This is a genomic window from Enterobacillus tribolii (genome assembly GCF_003363015.1).
GTDB lineage: Bacteria > Pseudomonadota > Gammaproteobacteria > Enterobacterales > Enterobacteriaceae > Enterobacillus > Enterobacillus tribolii.
In genome coordinates this window covers 168,886-189,214 of the sequence record NZ_QRAP01000005.1, presented here as the reverse complement: position 1 = coordinate 189,214, position 20,329 = coordinate 168,886, and the positions used below count along the sequence as shown (strand labels likewise).

Here is a 20,329-nt window from a genome sequence, read left to right as displayed (position 1 = left end):
GCATAAATAATAATGAACAGTAAGCACGTCACCAAAGATTTTGATTTCAATCTAATGAAAGTGCTTGATGCCGTGATTTCTGCCGGGAATGCCGTTAGGGCCTCTAAGCGTTTACAGGTGACGCCTGCCGCGGTTTCTCTTGCGCTCCAGCGTTTGCAGTCCGCTTATCAGGATGAGCTTTTTATCCGGACTCACTCAGGCCTTTCTCCGACGGCCAGAGCCAAGGATATACACCGGGCGTACCGTCAGGCGCTGGATATTATCGACAATACGTTTGAAGAGCCGCAAAGCCTGAATGCTCAGCACCATCTGAAGATCCTGGGCGGCGAGCTCAGCGAGCAATACTATTTTGCCCATCTGTTTGGTTTTGAAGGCTTTGAGCGTTACAGCCTGCGTCATTTTTCCGCCAGAGCCTGGCAAGGAGAGGAACAAAGAAGCATGTTGATCAGCGGGGAGATGGACATGCTGGTGACGCTGGATACTGTTATTACGCCAGAGCTGGATTTTACGACTATCGACAGCTTCCGGGATTACTGTGTGATTTGCAGCAAAAACAGCCCGCTTGCAGAGCTGAATAAGCTGTCGCTCTATAACTTTTACTCTGCATCACACGCGGTCTATCACTCTGATATTCTTGCGCCTATCCTCAGTGACAAAATAGAACTTATCACCTCCGGCTACCCTTACGTTGGCCAACGCAAGGCGGGTTATCGTACGGACTCTCTGAGTGGCTTACTGTGTATGGTGGAAAACTCGTCATTGATTGCCATCCTGCCGGTTAAATTAGTTACGTTTATTCAGAATCAGGGAAAGTACAATCTCGCCAGGATTGCACTACCGGACGAATTCACGTTCACAACGCAAGCCATCAATGCGGTTTGGTATAAAAAAAGTAAGAATATTGAGCCTGTTAAAAACCTCACCACGATGCTGAGAACGCTTTCTGCATTTAGAAGATAAGGCCGGATGGGATAACGTGATGTGATTTTGTTCTTCGTGGTTGGCTGAAGCAGGTCAGTGACTGATATTTTGTCGGCGATGAAAATACATTTTTATTGTCGAGGTATATATGTCTGTTGCACCAAATCCTGGTTCTGCAAAAGTTGTTCTGATTGAACTGGAAATTTTAATTACGGTACTGGCTATCGGCGGCTGGGGTGGTTTTGTCAGTTTTCTGATGAATAAAGAGAATACGGAAACGCATAAGAACGTTATGGATTGTCTGGCCCAAATCACGATCTCCTGCTTTACCGGATTCATTCTCAGCGTTATCGCAATCGACCGTAATATGAGCTTTAACATGGTTGTTCTGGCGGCGGGTTTGGGCGGCGTTTTCGCCACGCCGATCTTACGTATTCTGGGTGAGAAGGTTAAGGCATTCTTTTCTAAAACAAGTATGTTTAAATGACTGTTGTAAATGAAAAAAGCTCCGACATTCCCGGAGCTTTTTCATTATTTTACCGTTATCCTTTCTCTTATCCATCCATAAATAAACGTTTCGTTTGCCGCCCGCTTCTCCGTAATTTGCAGATAATACTCACCCTGGCTGCAATTTAATGCCTGTAACATAATTTTCTCGCCCTCCTGACCCCGCCAGTCCAGGTAGCTGCGCAGCGCGTTTAATGTATTATTGCCAATATGGCCGTCAACCTGGATATCATCATATTTTTTAGCTTGCTGATTAAATGCGTTTAACCAACGCTGTAACCAACGTGAAGGATATGAGGGGCCAATATTTGTTCCTGCATCACAAAGCTCGAACGCTAAAGGCTCAGAAAGTTGTGCGATACGATCAAATCCCGGTGCTATCCAGTAATCCTGTTCCAGAATTGCGTATGCTTGATCCCGGGTCAGATCGCGCATGTCTCCCTGATATCCGTGATTACGGGCGGTGGTTTGGGTGATTCCCCACTTGGTCGGGCCGCCGCGGTCGGCGGGATTATTAACATAGCCACCTTCAATATTGAGAATACTTTCAATGATTGGGTTCATTTTTATTTCCTGTGATAGATCAGTTGATGTGAATAAATTCTGCGACAGCACCCAGAGCCAATAAGGAGGTAGTCAACATACCAATTAGCACCAGTCTCCATCGGCCTAATAAGAATGAATTTTTTTTCTCCTCAATGGGGCTAATAGGGATTTGTTTATTAACCTTGATGCCTTGCCGCGGTATGGTAATAAAGAGGCTGTTAATTCCCAGCGTCTTTAAGTCTTTCCGGATCAGGTAAAGCAATTGTGTCAAATTGGCATCGCTGACATATTTCCCCCTGCTTCCCCATAATGCAGTTGTCAGCTGCTCTTTTTCTATAATACCGTTAGGGGCATTTTCAATAATGAAACTGAGGCATCTGGCACGCATGGCCGTCATTTTTATTGTGAAAGCGTTTTCGGTATTTTTAATTTCATGACTGTCTTCGTTGTAAATGCAGTTATGGTTAATGAGATAGTGTGTCATAAAGCACCATTGATGAGTGAGATGATAAAGTAACAGAGTGTTTTGTCTGTCGTCATATTAGAATTGCTGACAAGTCGGCTCTATGGTTTTTTAATGTGATAAGCAAATTCTGGGTGTTTTTTTTGCTGAGCATCACGAAATCTGCACTAAATTAGCTATGAGTTAACTCATAATTAATCGCGATTAAATATTTGGTATTTTAAAAATACAATGTTGTTTGACAAATAAATTTATATAACTTTATCTTTTTAAAAATAAATAAGGTTATGTGAGGTTATATGATTAGTCATTTTTGAGTGTCATGACCATGATGCCGGAGCGGTAATGGTTCCGCGTTCACTTATGTTCATGAAGGAAAGATAAAATGGCTACAAGCAAATTAATCCAAGGCGACGTACTGACCGAAAGAAGTAATGCGGCTGACGGGTTCCACCCGGAAACAGCGGTAGATAAACTCAGCTATACGTCTGCTCGTGTTACCAAACCGGTATACAACACGTATAAGCATGCGAATAAACCCAAGGTTTTTGGGTACTACACCGACTGGTCTCAGTACGACGGCCGTTTGAACAATAGTGATAGCCAGGGCGGTCGTGGTCGTGGTTATGATTTGGCAAATGTTTCACCGACCGCCTATGACAAAATCATTTTTGGTTTTGTGGGAATTGTCGGTGATAAAGGAGAGAAGCAGTACACCATCGAAAATGCCGCCAGCCAGTTAGGGAAGAAGGTGAACGAACCGACTTTCCTGGACAGCTGGGGTGATTTCCAGTCAGTGACCAACTGCGGCCTGACCAGCACCGGCAGCTATATTGAAGCAACGGCTGCCACACAGGAAAATTGCTGCGGGCTTATCGGTGGCTTACGTGACCTGCAGGCAAGAGCCGCACAGGTCGGGCATGAGCTGGCGCTTTCGATGAGCATCGGCGGTTGGACGATGAGTAACGCATTCCATGACGTGGCAAAAAGCGAATCAGCCCGCCAGGCGTTCGCCGCCGGCGTGGTAAAACTGTTCAAACAATTCCCGATGTTCAGTGAAGTGGACATTGACTGGGAATACCCGAACGATAAAGGCAATAACAATCCGCATGGCCCGGAAGACGGCGCGAACTATGCGCTGCTGATTGCCGAACTGAAAAAACAGCTGACTGCTGCGAATCGTGGCGACGTAAAAATTTCTATCGCCAGCTCCGCCGTGGTGGAAACGCTGGGTCACTCTAACGTCAAAGCGCTGTTGGACGCGGGTTTGTACGGCATCAACGTGATGACCTACGACTTCTTCGGTACGCCGTGGGCTGCTGAGCTGACTCACCAGACCAACCTGACTCCGCTGACTGCGGGCGGCTGGAGCGTAGAAGCCGTTGTTGATTACCTGATCGCCGAAGGCTTCCCTTCCGATCGCATCAACATCGGTTACGCCGGTTATTCCCGTAATGCCCGTAATGCGGAAATTGCGAGCTTCTCTCCGCTGAAAGGCACCTACAATCCGGGCCAGGGCAACACGACCGGTACGTTCGAGTCTGGCTGCACCGAATGGTATGACACCATTTATAACTACCTGGATCTGGAAAATCAGCGTGGCCGCAACGGTTTCAACGTATATACCGACGAAGTCGCGAATGCCGATTATCTGTTCAACCCACAGTCCAAACTGTTCATGTCTCTGGATACGCCGCGTTCCGTGAAGGTAAAAGGCGAATATGCTGCCCGTAACAACCTGGGCGGCTTGTTTACCTGGACTATCGATCAGGACAACGGCGTTCTGGTCAACGCAGCACGTGAAGGCCTGGGCTATGAGATTGAAACTGAAGTCGTTGAGATGGAATCGTTCTACTTCAGCGGGATCAACGTAACCGGTGAAATTGACGTGCCGGTTGACGACACTCCGGTTGACGATACCCCGGTTGATGATATCCCAGATGACGAACCGACCGAACCGACCGAACCGACTGACGATACCCCGGATGAGGGTTCGGAAGGCGGGGACGTTCCGGATACCACGCCTGCTGATGATACCAACGCACCTTACCCGCAATGGGATGCATCCACCGTTTACGGCAACGATTGGGCACACCGTGAGATTGTCAGCTGGAAAGGCCGTAACTATCAAGTGAACTGGTATTCCCTGGGTGAGCAGCCGGATCTTAACTGCGGCGCTTATCAGTCCTGGACCGATCTGGGCGCGTACTAAACCCTCCTGATTTTTATCAACGATTGAGTGCTATTGCCTCCGGTAATACTCCGGAGGCTTTCTTGCGGCACAGAGTGTGAACTATGACTTCTTTATTCCTGAAATACAGCGAGATTGATGCCAACAGTTGGTATCAGAGCGTAACGTTGACCGTAACCAATAAGGATGGCAATGACGTCGATCTTAATCGCGCCGTCGTCAGCTTTATTGCTTCTGGTCATGTGGATACCTGGGGAGCCGTCAGTGGTTCCCTGTTGGGAAATAAACCGTTGACGATCAGCAGTGAAGCCCTGAATTCGCAGGAGCTGAACAAGATTGTTATTAATAACGACGGCGCGCTGTGGCTGGCGGCAGGCGCCAGCGGCACCCTGACTTTCAGCCTGGCGGCCTCTCAGACGCCGGTGACGTTTTCCGGTCTGACCCTGACGCTGGCCGATGGAGACAGTGCGGAAGATGAGGAACCTGTGCCGGATACCGATCCGGAGCCGGAAGATACGTCTGATGAAGAACAGGATTCCGGCTCTGAAGTAGAACCATTGCCGGAAGAGGCGGGCGATAATGCGCCAACCGTCGTTTGCGGCGCCATTGACGCGAATAGCTGGCATCAAAAGGTCACGCTCACCGTCACTAACCGCTATTCCCAGGCCGTGGACGTCAACAAAATGGCGATTCGCTTTACTGCTGCCGGGCATCCGGATCCTTATTCGGTCTTCACCGGCTCTCTGGCGGGCGATAAAGCGCCGACGCTGGGCAGCGACGGCGGGTGGCCGAACGAGAAGAACGTGATTACGCTGAATAACAGCAGCGCGCTGATGCTGGCCGGCGGCGCTTCCGGTACGTTGACGTTTTCACTGGCGGCGACGCAGACCCCGGTTACCATCACCGACCTGTCGGTACAATTGCTTAACGATCCTGGCCGCCAGGGCAGGATCCTGCTGGACTTCCCGGCGCAGGCAGAAAGTCAGGGGCTGCATCCGGGCGTAACGCTGGTGGCTCCCGATGGTTCCGCCAAAAGCTACAGCGGTGTTTGGGGCGAAACGCTGACGATTTCCGGCCTGAGCGCCGGTAAATATAGCGTATGCGTAGATACGCTGGAAAATAACGCGTTGCGCATTGAACCGGCGAATGACATTTATTCCGTCGTGCTGGCTAACAGCCAGGATCAGCAGCGTCGCGCTATTTCTTATCGCCCGCCGGTATGGTTCGGTGAAGCGGAGCTGTCGCTGGCGGGCAGCGCCGCGCTGACCGGCGGTACCATCGTCGTTGAGTTGTGGCAGAACGCGACTCTGGCATGCAGCAAAGAATTAGCGTTCGGAGGCAGCGTGAAGATCGGTAAGCTGGAAGCCGGTCAGCGCTATGATGTTTACGTTCAGGCAATGTCGATTAACAACGTTGCCGTTTCGGAGCCTGAAACGATGCAAAGCATTACGCCGGTGGCCGGGAAAAGCGTTGCCTGCCGGGTCAGCGTGGTGCAAGCGCCGGCGGACATCGCCAACTATGTCACCGTGAAGGTTACCGTGCTTGGCCTGCCCGCTGGCGTGGGGCCGCAACGCTACTTGCTGCGCAGCAACGGCGGAAAAGGGAACTGTCAGTACAGCGTGATGCTGGAAAGCACCACAGAACCGCAGACCCTGCCGTTCCGCGTTATGCCGTCGAATTACCTGATCACGGCGGAAAAAGTGGTGTGGGAAGGGCAGATGTGGCAAAGCGACTTTGCCCAACCGATGACCATTGCGCAAAGCGTGAATGCCATCGTCCTGTCGTTTGAGAAAGGCGTGACATTGCAGGTACGCGGCTGGCCGGCGTTTCTGGCGCACGGCGGGGTAACCGTCAATTCGCCGGAAACCGTGACCGCCTATGACGGCGTACCGGTAAGCGCGTTGTTCAAGTATGACGGCTTCGATGGCGGCGGCGATCCGCTTCCGGCTAAAGACGTCGATCTTAACGGTGATGGGTTCCTCGACTACGATCTGCTGCCGGTACACCGCACCGTCCCGCTGACGCGTGACGTCGAGAAGGCGTCCGGTCGCCCGGTTATGCCGGTGATGGTGGTTTATACTGCAAACGCCAGCGGCGGCAGCGCGCTGCCCGATCTGCAGGATAACCAGAAGCTGCGTAATCACTTCGGTAATTTTATTACCCAGTGCGTGGCTGCGCAGTCCTATAAAGACGCCGATCACCAAGTGCCGGTGACGTTCGTGCTTAACCCTGATTTCCTCGGTGCGATGCAGCAGGAGCCTTACGGCTATACCGCCGTTCGTCAGAAAAACAGTATGCAGGTGAACATTCAGTTGGCTGAAGCGGTAAACGAGCTGGCAGAATTGCTCAACTACGCCGTTCCGGCGCTACCGGCATTCAGCGATGACCTGTATGGCTACCTGCAGGCGATTAACTACATTGTCCATCAGTTTGCGCCTGACGTCGCGTTCGGCTGGCAGACCAACGTCTGGGCGACCGGCACCGCGGACTGGCTGCTGCGTGACAATGCAAATCCGGTGGAGCAAGGAAAGCAAATTGCGGCGTTCATCAACGAACTGGGGGTATACCGCGGCCAGTACGCGCCGGACTTTATCGTATTCGATAAGTTTGAACGTGACTGCTTCAGCCCGGATGCGCTGGCGCACTATTCATGGAATGCCCGCGGCTGGTTCAACTACCTTAGCATGGTGAAAGAGACCGCCAGCGGCCTGAACAGCCCGGCGATGATCTGGCAGATCCCCGGCGGTCATATGCCGACCGTTGAAGAAGGCACTACGCACATTGGGAGCGATCACTTTGCCGCAGGCGGCACCTTCCTGATGGGAGATGAGCGTATTGGCACCGAAATCGCTAACATCAGCAGCGAACTGACCGGAATGGCGCTTAACACCGTGACGTACGGCGCAGCAACGGTAGGTGAGTTTCTGAAAAAAGATCAAGGATATGATTGGGGTCAGCAGCAGGTACGTAACCTGCCGGATTACAACATCTTTGCCGTGCTGTGGGGCGGTGGTTCAACGGTAAGCATCACCACGATTCACTCCAATGGTGATGACGGCGGTTGGCTGGCGGAAAAAATGCGGGACTACTACGCGAATCCCCGCCGTTTGGTTTAATCCTTTCCTGTGTACAACATACGCCTGCTTCCGGGCGTATGTTTCCCTTCTTTGACAATGCCCTTTGAATTTAGATCGGTTTTTTCGACTATAATTGCATAAATAAACGTGTTTTTTCGAAATGATACAGCAAGTAAACTTATGGCAATAGACGACGCCTTTTCCGGCAACGGGGAAGGGAGCGGTAACCTGTCGGGAGTTTTATTGTTATGTCAAAAGTCACACGCGCCATTCTGCAGTTTTTGCGGCTGGAGGCCGCCGGCGGCATTATTCTGATTATCGCCGCGCTGGTTGCGTTAATTATGGCGAATTCACCGCTGCATAGCGTTTATCAGCAAATCCTGAACCTGCCGGTACAGTTTCGTTTCGCCTCGCTGGATATCAGCAAGAACCTGCTGCTTTGGGTTAACGATGGCCTGATGGCGTTGTTCTTTCTGGTGGTCGGCCTGGAAGTAAAACGTGAATTAATGAACGGTTCGCTGGCCAGCCGGGAAAAGGCGATATTTCCCGCCATTGCCGCGCTGGGCGGCATGCTGGCGCCGGCGCTGATTTACCTGCTGTTCAACGCGGCTGACCCGGTTACCCGGCAAGGGTGGGCGATTCCGGCGGCAACGGACATCGCTTTTGCCCTGGGGGTTATGGCACTATTGGGCAACCGGGTGCCGACCAGTCTGAAGGTCTTCTTGCTGGCATTGGCCATCATTGATGATTTAGGCGTCATCATCATTATTGCCCTGTTTTATACCCATGAAGTTTCTCCCGTAGCGCTGGGCGTTGCGGCGGCGGCCGTTGCCATGCTGGGGTACCTCAACTGGCGCGGCGTTGGCAAAACATCGGTGTATCTGATGATTGGCGCGGTGCTGTGGACCGCGATCCTGAAATCTGGCGTACATGCTACGCTGGCCGGCGTCATTGTTGGTTTTATGCTGCCGCTGAAAGGAAAGTGCGGCAGGCGGCCGGCAGAAAAACTGGAACATGAACTGCACCCGTGGGTGGTCTATCTGATACTGCCGCTGTTCGCGTTTGCCAATGCCGGCGTTTCCCTGAAGGGCGTTTCTTTGCCGGCACTGGGCGGAACCCTGCCTATGGGGATTATGCTGGGGCTGCTGGTGGGCAAGCCGCTGGGGATCTTCCTTTTCAGCTGGGTCGCGGTAAAAACGGGCGTTGCCCGCTTGCCGGAGGAAATTAACTTTCGCCATATTTTTGCCGTCTCCGTGCTGTGTGGAATCGGCTTTACGATGTCAATTTTCATTGCTTCACTGGCGTTCAGCGGTGGTGATGAGGTTCTGGGCGTCTATTCCCGTTTGGGAATTCTGCTTGGCTCAACATTATCGGCCGTGATGGGGTATATCCTGCTGCGCAGGGTGCTGCCGGTACAGAATGAAAAAGGGCGGGTCTGATAGCGTCACCAAAAGAGAGAACAATAAAATTGCATTCAGCGCACATCAATTTCAATCATTTATACTATTTTTGGCAGGTATGCCGGGAAGGGTCGGTGGTCGGGGCGGCCGAGGCCTTGTTTCTGACGCCGCAAACTATCACCGGTCAGATTAAGTCCCTGGAAGAGCGCCTGGGCGGAAAACTGTTTCGCCGCCAGGGCCGGGGGCTTGTGCCTTCTGAATTGGGGCAACTGGTGTTCCGTTATGCCGACCGTATGTTTACGCTCAGCCAGGAAATGCAGGACATCGTTAATTACCGCAAAGACTCCAGCCTGCTGTTTGACGTCGGCGTCGCGGACGCGTTGTCGAAGCGTTTGGTCAGCCAGGTGCTGGAAACGGCATTGCAGGACAACGAGCAGATTCATTTGCGCTGCTTTGAATCGACCCATGAGCTGCTGCTGGAACAACTGAGCCAGCATAAGCTGGACATGATTCTGTCTGACTGCCCGGTGGATTCGAGCCAGCAGGAAGGTTTGTTTTCCGTGAAGCTGGGCGAGTGCGGCATTAGTTTCTTTTGCCGCCGTCCGTTGCCGGAGTTGCCTTTTCCCGCCTGCCTGGAACAGCGTAAGCTGCTGATTCCGGGGCGGCGCTCCATGCTGGGGCGCAAATTGCTGAACTGGTTTAACAGTCAGGGGCTGCAGGTGAAGATTCTGGGAGAATTTGACGATGCGGCGCTGATGAAGGCCTTTGGCGCATCGCATAACGCCATTTTCGTGGCGCCTTCGCTGTATGCCACAGAGATGTACGGGGGAGAGTCAGAGCAAATCCACGAACTGGGGCGCCTCGACAACGTGCAGGAGGAATACTACGTGATTTTTGCCGAACGTATGATCCAGCATCCGGCGGTACAGCGGGTATGTAACAAAGATTTCTCGGCGCTGTTTCTCCGCTGAGCCTTCCGGCGGCGATTTTACCCATAAAAAAACCGGCGGAAGCCGGTTTTTTTACAGATGCACACAGCGCATTACTGCATTGCGTTGATCTGAGCGGTCAGGTTCGCTTTATGACGAGCGGCCTTGTTTTTGTGGATCAGGCCTTTGCTTGCCTGGCGGTCCACGATCGGCTGCATTGTGGTGAAAGCTTCCTGAGCAGCGGCTTTGTCACCTGCTGCGATCGCCGCGTATACTTTCTTGATGAAAGTACGCATCATGGAACGGCGGCTAGCGTTGTGCTTGCGGCGTTTCTCAGATTGAACGGCGCGTTTCTTAGCTGACTTGATATTAGCCAAGGTCCAACTCCCAAAATATTTTCTATGAGAACAATTCAAAGGCCGAGGAATATGCCCTTTTAGCCTTCACTTGTCAATGGATTTGTGCAAATAAGCGCCGTTTGTACGAACGACACTCGTGTGTTGTGATGGCGCGAGATTTTACCAGCTTTGTGCCGCGGAATACACCTTTTTAACGCGATTTTTAGTCAGCGCGGCGCGGTTTAAATTGACCGGAAAATCGTGTGTAAAAGGTTCCGTCGCACGCATAACTCCGGTATGGTGGCGTAATCCCTTAAACTTACGATACCCGGCGCCTCAGGGCGCGTTGTGCGGCCTGAAATCCTCCGGGTATAAATCGCCGGTTAACCTTAGTCGTTGTACAAGGTATAATCCGCCGATTTCCACTGTTTTGAGCCAGCTATGGAGCTAATTCGCGGCATTCATAATATACGGGCGCGTCATCGCGGTTGCGTACTGACTATCGGCAACTTCGACGGCGTGCACCGCGGGCATCAGGCGTTATTAGCCAACCTGAAGCAGCAGGGAAAACGTCTTGGGCTACCGGTGACGGTGATGATTTTCGAACCGCAACCGCTGGAGTTCTTTGCCCCTGATAAAGCGCCGGCCCGCCTGACGCGGTTGCGCGACAAGTGTAAATACCTGGCGGAAGCCGGGGTGGATTACCTGCTGTGCGTGCGTTTTAACCGGGAGTTCGCCTCAATAGAAGCGCAGGATTTCGTCACCCGCCTGCTGGTGGATAAGCTGGGCGTGAAGTACGTCGCCGTCGGCGACGATTTCCGTTTCGGCGCCGGACGTAAGGGCGATTATGACTTGCTCAGGCGCGACGGCGAAGCGCTGGGATTCGCGGTGACGAACACTGACAGCTTCTGTGACTGCGGCACCCGCATCAGCAGCACGGCGATCCGCCGGGCATTGCGTGAGGACGATCTGCAAACTGCGCAAACCCTGCTGGGCCGCCCCTACAGCGTCACCGGACGCGTGGTGCACGGCGACGAGCTGGGCAGAACGATCGGTTTTCCCACGGCCAACCTGCCGATGAAGCGCCTGGTGGCGCCGGTGAAGGGGGTTTACGCCGTGGAAGTTTATGGGCTGGGGCCGTTACCGCTACCGGGTGTGGCGAATATCGGTACTCGCCCGACGGTGGCTGGCGTACGCCAGCAACTGGAGGTCCATGTGTTGGATGTCACGATGGACCTGTACGGGCACCACATAGAAGTGGTGTTGCGCGCAAAATTGCGCAGTGAACAGCGGTTTGCCTCGCTTGATGAACTCAAGCAGCAGATCGCCAAAGATGTGCTGGCCGCCCGGACGTTTTTCGGGTTGCCGGTACCGGTGTAGGGCCTGTCGACGGGCCCCTAATCTCTACCGAACACGGAACCAATAATCTGATGAGTGACTATAAAAACACCCTGAATTTGCCGGAAACAGGGTTCCCGATGCGCGGCGATCTCGCCAAGCGCGAACCTGGCATGCTGCAACGTTGGTATGAACAGGATCTGTACGGGATTATTCGTAATGCTAAGAAAGGTAAAAAAACGTTCATTTTGCACGACGGCCCTCCGTATGCGAACGGTAGCATTCACATTGGTCACTCGGTCAACAAGATTCTGAAAGACATTATCGTGAAGTCCAAAGGACTGGCGGGGTTCGACTCGCCGTACGTCCCCGGCTGGGACTGTCACGGACTGCCGATCGAACTCAAAGTTGAGCAACTGATCGGTAAACCGGGCGAGAAATACAGCGCCGCGGAGTTCCGCGAGCAGTGCCGCAAGTACGCTGCCGAGCAAATCGCCGAGCAGAAAGCCGGCTTTAAACGCCTGGGCGTGCTGGGTGACTGGGAACGTCCGTACCTGACGATGGCCTATGACACCGAAGCCAACATCATCCGCGCGCTGGCGAAAATCGTCGATAACGGCCACCTGCTGAAAGGGGCGAAGCCGGTTCACTGGTGCGTAGATTGCCGTTCCTCGCTGGCGGAAGCCGAAGTAGAGTATTACGACAAAACGTCGCCTTCCATTGACGTGCGTTTTGCCGCGCTGAACAAGGCCGAAGTGCTGGCCAAATTTGACGTGCGAGAGGTTGAAGGCCCGGTTTCTCTGGTTATCTGGACTACCACGCCGTGGACCCTGCCGGCGAACCGTGCGATCTCCCTGCATCCGGAATTCGAGTACCAACTGGTGCAGATCGATGGCGAATGCCTGATCCTGGCCGCCGAGCTGGTAGAAAGCGTCATGAAGCGTGCCGGTGTGACGCATTGGGCGGTACTGAGCAGCTGCAAAGGCGCCGATCTGGAACTGCAACGTTTCGTCCACCCGTTTATGGGATTCGATGTTCCCGTGGTACTGGGTGAACACGTCACCCTCGACGCAGGCACCGGTGCCGTGCACACCGCGCCGGGCCACGGCCCGGACGACTACGTTATCGGTCAGAAATACGGTCTGGAAACGGCTAACCCGGTTGGCGCAGACGGCTGCTTCCTGCCCGGTACTTACCCGGCGCTGGACGGCATGTTCGTGTTCAAGGCCAACGACGCCATCGTTGAGCTGCTGCGTGAGCGCGGCGCCCTGCTGCACGTAGAAAAATTGCTGCACAGCTACCCGCACTGCTGGCGTCACAAAACGCCGATCATCTTCCGCGCAACGCCGCAATGGTTCATCAGCATGGATCAAAAAGGGCTGCGCAAGCAGTCGCTGGAAGAGATCGAACGCATTGAACAAGACGGCCTGCGCGATCAGAACCTGAGCGGCTGGATCCCGGCCTGGGGTAAAGCGCGTATTGAATCCATGGTAGCGAACCGCCCTGACTGGTGTATCTCTCGTCAGCGTACCTGGGGCACGCCGATGGCGATGTTCGTGCATAAAGACACGCAGGAGCTGCATCCGCGCACCACGGAACTGATGGAAGAAGTTGCTAAACGCGTTGAGAAAGCGGGCATCCAGGCCTGGTGGGATCTTGATCCTAAGGATCTGCTGGGCGCTGAAGCCGAACAATACGAAAAAGTACCGGATACGCTGGACGTCTGGTTCGATTCCGGATCAACCAGCTTCTCCGTGGTGGACGCGCGCCCGGAGTTCGGCGGTCATGCGGCGGATATGTATCTGGAAGGTTCCGACCAGCACCGCGGTTGGTTTATGTCTTCGCTGATGATCTCCGTGGCAATGAAAGGCAAAGCGCCTTACCGCCAGGTGCTGACGCACGGCTTCACCGTGGACGGTCAGGGCCGCAAGATGTCCAAGTCCATCGGCAACGTCATCAATCCGCAGGAAGTGATGGATAAGCTCGGTGGCGATATCCTGCGTCTGTGGATCGCCTCTACCGACTACACCGGCGAGATCGCGGTATCTGATGAGATCCTGCGCCGTTCTGCCGACGCTTACCGTCGTATCCGCAACACAGCCCGCTTCCTGCTGGCTAACCTGAACGGGTTTGATCCCAAACAGCATCAGGTTAAGCCGGAAGAGATGGTGGTGCTGGATCGCTGGGCCGTAGGCAAGGCACAGGAAGCGCAGGCGGCGATCGTCGCGGCGTATGAAAATTACGATTTCCATGAAGTGGTACAACGTCTGATGCAGTTCTGCTCGGTGGAAATGGGCTCCTTCTATCTGGATATCATCAAAGATCGCCAGTACACCGCCAAGGCGGACAGCGTGGCACGCCGCAGCTGTCAGACCGCGTTGTACCATATTGCCGAAGCGCTGGTGCGCTGGATGGCGCCGATTATGTCGTTTACCGCCGATGAAATCTGGGGCTACCTGCCGGGCGAGCGTGCGCAGTACGTCTTTACCGAAGAGTGGTATGACGGCCTGTTCGGCTTATCGCCGACGGAAGCGCTGAACGACGCCTTCTGGAACGATCTGCTGAAAGTTCGCGGTGAAGTGAACAAGGTTATTGAGCAGGCGCGTAACGAGAAGCGTGTGGGCAGCTCGCTGGAAGCCGGGGTTACGCTGTATGCCGAAGAGGCGCTGCGTACTCAGTTGACCAGCTTACAAGATGAGCTGCGTTTCGTGCTGATCACCTCTCAGGCGAAGGTGGACACGCTGGAGCACGCGCCGGCCGATGCCGTGCAGAGCGAGCTGCTGCGCGGCCTGAAGGTCGGCCTGAGCAAAGCGGAAGGCGAGAAATGCCCGCGCTGCTGGCACTACTCCACCGAGATTGGTCAGGATGCGGCTCACCCGGCGCTGTGCCCGCGCTGTGTCACCAACGTAGCCGGTAACGGTGAAGAGCGTAAGTTTGCATAATGGGTAAACCACTCTGTTCAACCGGATTGCGCTGGCTGTGGCTGGTGGTCGTGGTTTTGATCGTCGATCTGGGCAGTAAGTACCTGGTCCTCCAGCATTTCATGCTGGGGGAAACCGTTCCGCTTTTTCCGTCGCTGAACCTGCACTATGCGCGTAACTATGGTGCGGCATTCAGCTTCCTGGCGGACAAAGGGGGATGGCAGCGCTGGTTCTTTGCCGCCATCGCCATCGGTATTTGCGTGCTGCTGCTGGTGATGATGTATCGCGGCGCGGCGAAGCAAAAGCTGAATAACATCGCTTATGCGCTGATTATCGGCGGGGCGCTGGGGAATTTATTCGATCGCCTGTGGCACGGTTTTGTGGTCGATATGATCGATTTCTACGTGGGCAACTGGCATTTCGCCACCTTTAACCTGGCGGATACTGCAATCTGTATCGGCGCCGCGCTGGTGGTGCTGGAAGGCTTTCTGCCCAATAAGAAAGGACAAACCGCATGACTGAACAGGTACAACACGACAGCGCGGTGCTGGTGCATTTCACCCTGATGCTGGAAGACGGCACTCAGGCTGAGTCTACACACGCATCGGGCAAGCCGGCGTTGTTCCGCCTGGGCGACGGCAGTCTGTCGCCGGCGCTGGAACAGCATCTGCATGGGTTGAAGCCGGGGGAGAAAACCCGGTTCACTCTGCAACCGCAGGACGCGTTTGGCGACAAAAATCCGGATCTGCTTCAGTACTTTCTGCCGCGCGATTTTGCTGAAACCGGCGTGCCGGAAGCGGGCACCATTATGTTGTTTACCGCAATGGATGGCAGTGAGATGCCGGGCATCGTACGCGATGTGACCGGCGATTCCATCACCGTTGATTTTAACCATCCGCTGGCGGGGCATCCGGTCACGTTCGACCTCGAAGTGCTGGAAATTGACCCGCAGCAAGGGGCTGTTGATGCAAATCCTGCTGGCTAATCCGCGCGGCTTCTGCGCCGGTGTTGACCGGGCGATCAGTATCGTTGAGCGCGCGCTGGAAATTTACGGCGCGCCGATTTATGTGCGTCATGAAGTGGTGCATAACCGTTACGTCGTGGACAGCCTACGGGCGAGCGGCGCGGTGTTCATTGAGCAGATCAGCGAGGTGCCGGATAACGCTATCCTGATTTTCTCCGCACACGGGGTTTCTCAGGCGGTGCGCGCCGAGGCCAGAGCGCGTAATCTGACGATGTTGTTTGACGCCACCTGCCCGCTGGTGACCAAAGTGCATATGGAGGTCGCCCGCGCCAGCCGCAAGGGAACCGAAGCGATCCTGATCGGCCATGCCGGCCATCCGGAAGTAGAAGGCACGATGGGCCAGTACAGCAACGCGGAAGGCGGAATGTACCTGGTTGAGTCGCCAGAGGATGTTTGGGCGCTGCGGGTAAAAAATGAAAACAACCTGTGTTTCATGACCCAAACCACGCTGTCCGTAGACGATACTTCCGACGTGATTGATGCGCTGCGCCGGCGTTTCCCAAAGATCATCGGGCCGCGCAAAGACGACATCTGCTACGCCACGACCAACCGTCAGGAAGCGGTGCGTAATCTGGCGGCGGAAGCAGACGTGGTGCTGGTGGTGGGGTCGAAGAACTCCTCTAACTCCAACCGTCTGGCCGAGCTGGCCCAGCGGGTGGGTAAGCCGGCCTATCTGATTGATTCCGCAGTGGATATTCAGGAATCCTGGCTGGTTGGCGTAGGTTGCGTTGGCGTTACTGCCGGTGCATCGGCGCCCGATGTGCTGGTTCAGGACGTCATTCACCGTCTGCGTGAATTGGGCGGGGAAGATGCGCTGGAGATGAACGGCAGGGAAGAAAACATCGTGTTTGAAGTACCGAAAGAGCTGCGTGTTGAAGTCAAGCGGGTCGACTAACGCATATCAGGCGGCGGAAACGAAAACCGCCGCCTGATAATACTGCGCGTATTACGCTTGTTGTTCCTCATCTGACTGACGTTGTTCTGCCTGATATTGTTCTGTCTGACATTGTTCTACCGCCCGCACTACCATCTGATAGCCAGTACAACGGCATAAGTTGCCTGCCAGCCCGCGCCTGATCTCCTGAGCGGTCAGCGGCCTGCCGGGGCGTTTTGCCAGCAGGGCGGTGGTTGCCATAACCAGCCCCGGTGTGCAGAACCCGCACTGTACGGCTCCGGCTTCAACGTAGGCCCGCTGAACCTTCGATATTTCGCCGTTCCGGCATTCTCCTTCCACGGTTCGTACCTGTTTTCCGTCCGCCCAGAGAGCCAGATACAGACAGCTGTCGGTAGCGACGCCGTCAATCAGTACCGTACAGGCGCCGCACTCGCCGACGCCGCATCCCTGCTTCACGCTGGTCAGCCCTTCCTCGCGCAGCAGTTCCATCAGCGACATTGCCGGAGATACGGTAAATTCATGCCACTTTCCGTTAATATCGCAGCGGATGTCGACCCATTCTCTTTTATTCATACGATTTCTCCTCCGGCACGCTGTACGGCCAGGGTTACGACCCTTTGCGCCAGTGTGCGGATCAGGTGCAGACGGAAATCTTTTTCCGCACGCCAGGATGAGCGCGGGGAGACATCCTGTTCAACGGCCTCGCTGATGAATGCCAGTGTTTGCCGGGTGAGCGGTTGGTTAATGGCGGCCTGCTCGGCATGCGGGCAGCGCACCGGCGTGGGGGCCGCGACGCCGTAAGCCAGCTTCAGCTCGCGGAACCGGCCGTTTTCGATGCGGCATAACGCGGAGCAGCCGATAGTGGCGATATCCATTGCGTCGCGCATGGCATATTTCACATAGGCGCTGCCGGCGTTACGGTAATTTTCCGGCCTGAACAGGAAAGCCGTCACCACCTCGCCCTGTTCCAGCGCCACTTTGCCCGGCCCGGTGTGAAAGCCGTTGATTGACGTATGGCGGAATCCTTCTGGCGTGGCGATCTCCAGCTCCGCTTCCAGCGCGACGGTCGGCGATGCGGAGTCGGCGCTGGTGGCGCCGTTGCAGATATTGCCTCCGTAAGTCGCGACGTTGCGGATCTGCGGGCCGGCAATGGTCGCTGCCGCTTCCGCTAACATGGGCAGATGCTGTTGCACCAGAGGATGCTCGATGATTTCGGTGAAGGTAGTGGCTGAGCCGATGCGCAGTATGCCCTGCTGATCCAGCGTGACGCCGCGCATTTCGGGTAATCCGTGGATATCCACGATGTGGCGGTAACGGGGATTCAGGTGATGCAGCTGAATTAACACGTCCGTGCCGCCGGCCAGCAGACGGGCCTGAGGATGCGCCTGCAATAATTCGACGGCGTGGCGGATGTCCCGGGCGCGATGGTAGCTTTCAATATCGTACATAGTGTCACTCCCCGATCAGTCCGGCTTGCACGAATTCGCGATACAGCGTTTTCGGCGTCATTGGCAGCGTGTTGATGGCAACCCCGGTCGCCATGCGTATAGCGTTACGGATAGCGGGAGCCGGCGAGATAATCGGTGGTTCGCCCAGGGCTTTGTGCCCGTATGCGGACTGGGGTTCGTAAGTTTCGACGAAGGCGCATTCCAGATCGGGCAAATCGAGGATGGTGGGGAACTTGTAATCCAGCAGATTAGGGTTGCGCACCACACCGCTTTTCGCGTCGATGATCATCTCTTCGAACAGCGTCCAGCCGATTCCCATGCCCATACCGCCGTGTACCTGACCTTCCGCCAGCTGAGGGTTCAGGATACGACCGGAGTCGTGCAAATTGATAATACGGTTGATGGTGACTTTGCACAGCGGTATATCCACGCTGACGTCCACAAAGGTGCAGCCGAAAGCGGGCGGGTTGCTGGTGGTCTTATGTGAGACCTCCGCCAACAGTTGACCGCCGATTTCCTGATGGTAATAAGCATGCATGGAAACATCGCCGACGCTCATCACCACCTCTTCCGGGCAGCTCTCCAGCACCACGTTGCCGTTGAGCAGCGTAAGGCTCCAGACCGGTTTGTGGGTCATCACAGAAGCATGCGCCAGAATTTTTCCCCGCAGCTCCGCCGCAGCCTGGCGTACGGCCGGTGCGGCAACGTAGCTTTGCCGCGAAGCGAATGCGCCGGGATCGAAGGCGGTAACGTCGGTGTCCTGGGTGGAGATCACGCGGATATGCTCGAAAGGAATATCCAGCGTTTCGGCAGCCATCTGCGCGAAAACGGTGTCCGAGCCCTGACCAATCTCCGTCGCGCCGATTTGCAGGTTGACCGTTCCGTCCTGATTCAGCAATAAGCGGGCGCCGGCGATTTCTACGCCGACCGGATAGGTGTTGGAGCCGTAGCTGAAGCAGGCTACGCCCACGCCGCGGCGTATGTCGCCGGTTTGATTGACGCACTCCGCCTTACGCGCATCCCATTCAAACAATTCCCGGCCTTTGCGCAGGCATTCGATCAGCCCGGCGCTGTAAATGGTTTTGTGGTTAACCGGGTTTACGTCCCCTGAGCGGGCGACGTTCAGCAGACGTACGTCAACCGGGTCAAGGCCCAGCTCGGCCGCTGCATCATCCACCAGGCACTCCAGGGCGTACACCACCTGCGGCGCGCCGTAACCGCGCATGGCGCCGGCGGCGGGAAGATTGGAGTAAAAGGTCGTGGCATCAAAACCGAAAGCGCTGCGCGGGTAGAGATAGCTGATTTTGTTGGCCCCTGCCGAGGCGATGGAATGGCCGTGAGAAGCGTAAGCGCCGGTGTTTGATAACACATTGAGCCGGTAGCCGGTCAAATGGCCGTCGCGGTTCATGCCCAGTTCGGCATCGACGCTAAAGGCGTGGCGGGTACGGGAAGCGAAGAAGCACTCTTCGCGGCTGAGCTCCACCTTGACTGGCGCGCCTCCCAGCTTGAGGGTGAGAAAAGCGGCCATCGGTTCTTCCAGCACGTCCTGTTTATTGCCAAATCCGCCGCCGATATAAGGCTTGATGACGCGAACGTTCGACCAGGGAAGCTCCAGCGCCTGAGCGACGGTACGGCGTACGATCTGCGGGATCTGGGTACTGGAAACAATGACGATATGATCCGGTTGCTCCATATACGCGAAGCAGGTGACGCCTTCCATATGACAATGCTGGATAACCGGCGTCTGGAAGCTGGCATGTTGCTGCAGATCTGCCGCGGCGATGGCCTCCTGCGGCTCATTGGCCAGGATTTCGCTGTGCCTGAGCAGATTGCCGCCGGGATGAATGGCCGCGGCATCCGACGCCAGTGCCTGTTCCGCGGCGGTTATCACCGGAAGCTCTTCGTAGCTGACTTCAACCAGCGCGGCGGCTTTTTCTGCGGTGAGCGCGTCACGCGCGACGACGATAGCCACGCCGTCGCCGAAATGGCGGACATGCCGCGTCAGCAGGCGGCGGTCGGCTACATCGCGCTTGGCCGGCTCCAGCGACCAGGCGTGACCGGCGGTGGGGAAGCAGACATCCGGCACGTCCTGAAAGGTGAATATGGCGTCTACGCCGGGCAACGCCAGCGCAGCGCGGGTATCAATGGTGCTGACGTAGCCGTGGGCAATCGGGCTGCGGACATATTTTGCGTAACGCATGCCTGGCATGATGCAGTCGTCAGTATAGCGTGCGCGGCCGGTTACTTTGGCGGTGGCATCGACCCGTTTGAACGGCGATCCAACCGCGGATAACCCTGTCGACATAGGATGTTCTCCTTGGAGGGCGCAAA

At 55.3% G+C, this 20,329-nt stretch carries 17 protein-coding genes; 11 read left to right on the top strand and 6 right to left on the bottom strand.

From position 1 onward, the window contains the following. The first annotated feature begins 12 nt into the window (after positions 1 to 12). Together C8D90_RS12105 and C8D90_RS12100 are read left to right on the top strand one after the other, a co-directional pair. A complete protein-coding gene (locus C8D90_RS12105) occupies positions 13 to 960 on the top strand; it encodes a LysR family transcriptional regulator (RefSeq protein WP_115458708.1) in 948 nt (315 codons plus the stop codon). 109 nt (positions 961 to 1,069) lie between these two features. Further along, positions 1,070 to 1,408 (top strand): phage holin family protein, encoded by a 339-nt coding sequence (locus C8D90_RS12100; RefSeq protein WP_115458707.1) that lies wholly within the window; start codon positions 1,070 to 1,072, stop codon positions 1,406 to 1,408. A gap of 44 nt (positions 1,409 to 1,452) precedes the next feature. On the opposite strand, the gene C8D90_RS12095 is transcribed toward C8D90_RS12100, so the two are convergent. After that, positions 1,453 to 1,992 (bottom strand): glycoside hydrolase family 108 protein, encoded by a 540-nt coding sequence (locus tag C8D90_RS12095; RefSeq protein ID WP_115458706.1) that lies wholly within the window; start codon positions 1,990 to 1,992, stop codon positions 1,453 to 1,455. 19 nt (positions 1,993 to 2,011) lie between these two features. Further along, a complete protein-coding gene (locus C8D90_RS12090) occupies positions 2,012 to 2,458 on the bottom strand; it encodes a winged helix-turn-helix domain-containing protein (RefSeq protein WP_115458705.1) in 447 nt (148 codons plus the stop codon). Positions 2,459 to 2,822: 364 nt separating this feature from the next. Here C8D90_RS12090 and C8D90_RS12085 point away from each other — a divergent pair, with 364 nt between their 5' ends. From C8D90_RS12085 to nhaR, 4 genes are all read left to right on the top strand, one after another. After that, the gene (locus tag C8D90_RS12085) at positions 2,823 to 4,649 is read left to right on the top strand and encodes a glycosyl hydrolase family 18 protein (protein ID WP_115458704.1); all 1,827 of its coding nucleotides are present in this window, start codon (positions 2,823 to 2,825) and stop codon (positions 4,647 to 4,649) included. An 83-nt stretch (positions 4,650 to 4,732) separates the two neighbouring features. Then, positions 4,733 to 7,744 (top strand): chitinase, encoded by a 3,012-nt coding sequence (locus C8D90_RS12080; protein ID WP_115458703.1) that lies wholly within the window; start codon positions 4,733 to 4,735, stop codon positions 7,742 to 7,744. A 209-nt stretch (positions 7,745 to 7,953) separates the two neighbouring features. Beyond that, positions 7,954 to 9,144: a Na+/H+ antiporter NhaA gene (gene nhaA, locus C8D90_RS12075; protein ID WP_115458702.1), complete on the top strand. Its 1,191-nt coding sequence runs from the start codon at positions 7,954 to 7,956 to the stop codon at positions 9,142 to 9,144. Between the two features lie 29 nt (positions 9,145 to 9,173). Next, complete coding sequence (gene nhaR / locus C8D90_RS12070) at positions 9,174 to 10,076, top strand: transcriptional activator NhaR (protein ID WP_115458701.1); 903 nt, start codon at positions 9,174 to 9,176, stop codon at positions 10,074 to 10,076. A gap of 71 nt (positions 10,077 to 10,147) precedes the next feature. Here nhaR and rpsT read toward each other — a convergent pair whose 3' ends face one another. Continuing rightward, complete coding sequence (gene rpsT, locus C8D90_RS12065) at positions 10,148 to 10,411, bottom strand: 30S ribosomal protein S20 (protein WP_115458700.1); 264 nt, start codon at positions 10,409 to 10,411, stop codon at positions 10,148 to 10,150. Positions 10,412 to 10,813: 402 nt separating this feature from the next. Here rpsT and ribF point away from each other — a divergent pair, with 402 nt between their 5' ends. From ribF to ispH, 5 genes are read left to right on the top strand one after another with little or no spacing between them, the layout of a single operon-like run. Continuing rightward, entirely contained in the window at positions 10,814 to 11,752 is a 939-nt protein-coding gene (gene ribF / locus C8D90_RS12050; RefSeq protein ID WP_115458699.1) for a bifunctional riboflavin kinase/FAD synthetase, read from the top strand. A 50-nt stretch (positions 11,753 to 11,802) separates the two neighbouring features. Further along, positions 11,803 to 14,652, top strand: a complete 2,850-nt coding sequence (ileS, locus tag C8D90_RS12045) for an isoleucine--tRNA ligase (protein WP_115458698.1) — start codon at positions 11,803 to 11,805, stop codon at positions 14,650 to 14,652. Continuing rightward, positions 14,652 to 15,149, top strand: a complete 498-nt coding sequence (gene lspA / locus C8D90_RS12040; protein ID WP_115458697.1) for a signal peptidase II — start codon at positions 14,652 to 14,654, stop codon at positions 15,147 to 15,149. Before ileS ends, lspA begins: the two co-directional genes overlap by 1 nt. After that, a complete protein-coding gene (fkpB, locus tag C8D90_RS12035; RefSeq protein ID WP_115458696.1) occupies positions 15,146 to 15,616 on the top strand; it encodes an FKBP-type peptidyl-prolyl cis-trans isomerase in 471 nt (156 codons plus the stop codon). The genes lspA and fkpB overlap by 4 nt, the downstream gene beginning before the upstream one ends. Beyond that, positions 15,597 to 16,550 (top strand): 4-hydroxy-3-methylbut-2-enyl diphosphate reductase, encoded by a 954-nt coding sequence (ispH, locus tag C8D90_RS12030; protein ID WP_115458695.1) that lies wholly within the window; start codon positions 15,597 to 15,599, stop codon positions 16,548 to 16,550. The genes fkpB and ispH overlap by 20 nt, the downstream gene beginning before the upstream one ends. A 51-nt stretch (positions 16,551 to 16,601) precedes the next feature. On the opposite strand, the gene xdhC is transcribed toward ispH, so the two are convergent. From xdhC to xdhA, 3 genes are read right to left on the bottom strand one after another with little or no spacing between them, the layout of a single operon-like run. Next, entirely contained in the window at positions 16,602 to 17,123 is a 522-nt protein-coding gene (gene xdhC / locus C8D90_RS12025; protein ID WP_115458694.1) for a xanthine dehydrogenase iron sulfur-binding subunit XdhC, read from the bottom strand. After that, positions 17,120 to 17,998 (bottom strand): xanthine dehydrogenase FAD-binding subunit XdhB, encoded by an 879-nt coding sequence (xdhB, locus tag C8D90_RS12020; RefSeq protein ID WP_115458693.1) that lies wholly within the window; start codon positions 17,996 to 17,998, stop codon positions 17,120 to 17,122. Before xdhB ends, xdhC begins: the two co-directional genes overlap by 4 nt. Positions 17,999 to 18,002: 4 nt before the next feature. Next, entirely contained in the window at positions 18,003 to 20,303 is a 2,301-nt protein-coding gene (gene xdhA, locus C8D90_RS12015) for a xanthine dehydrogenase molybdenum-binding subunit XdhA (RefSeq protein ID WP_115458692.1), read from the bottom strand. Positions 20,304 to 20,329: the final 26 nt, after the last annotated feature.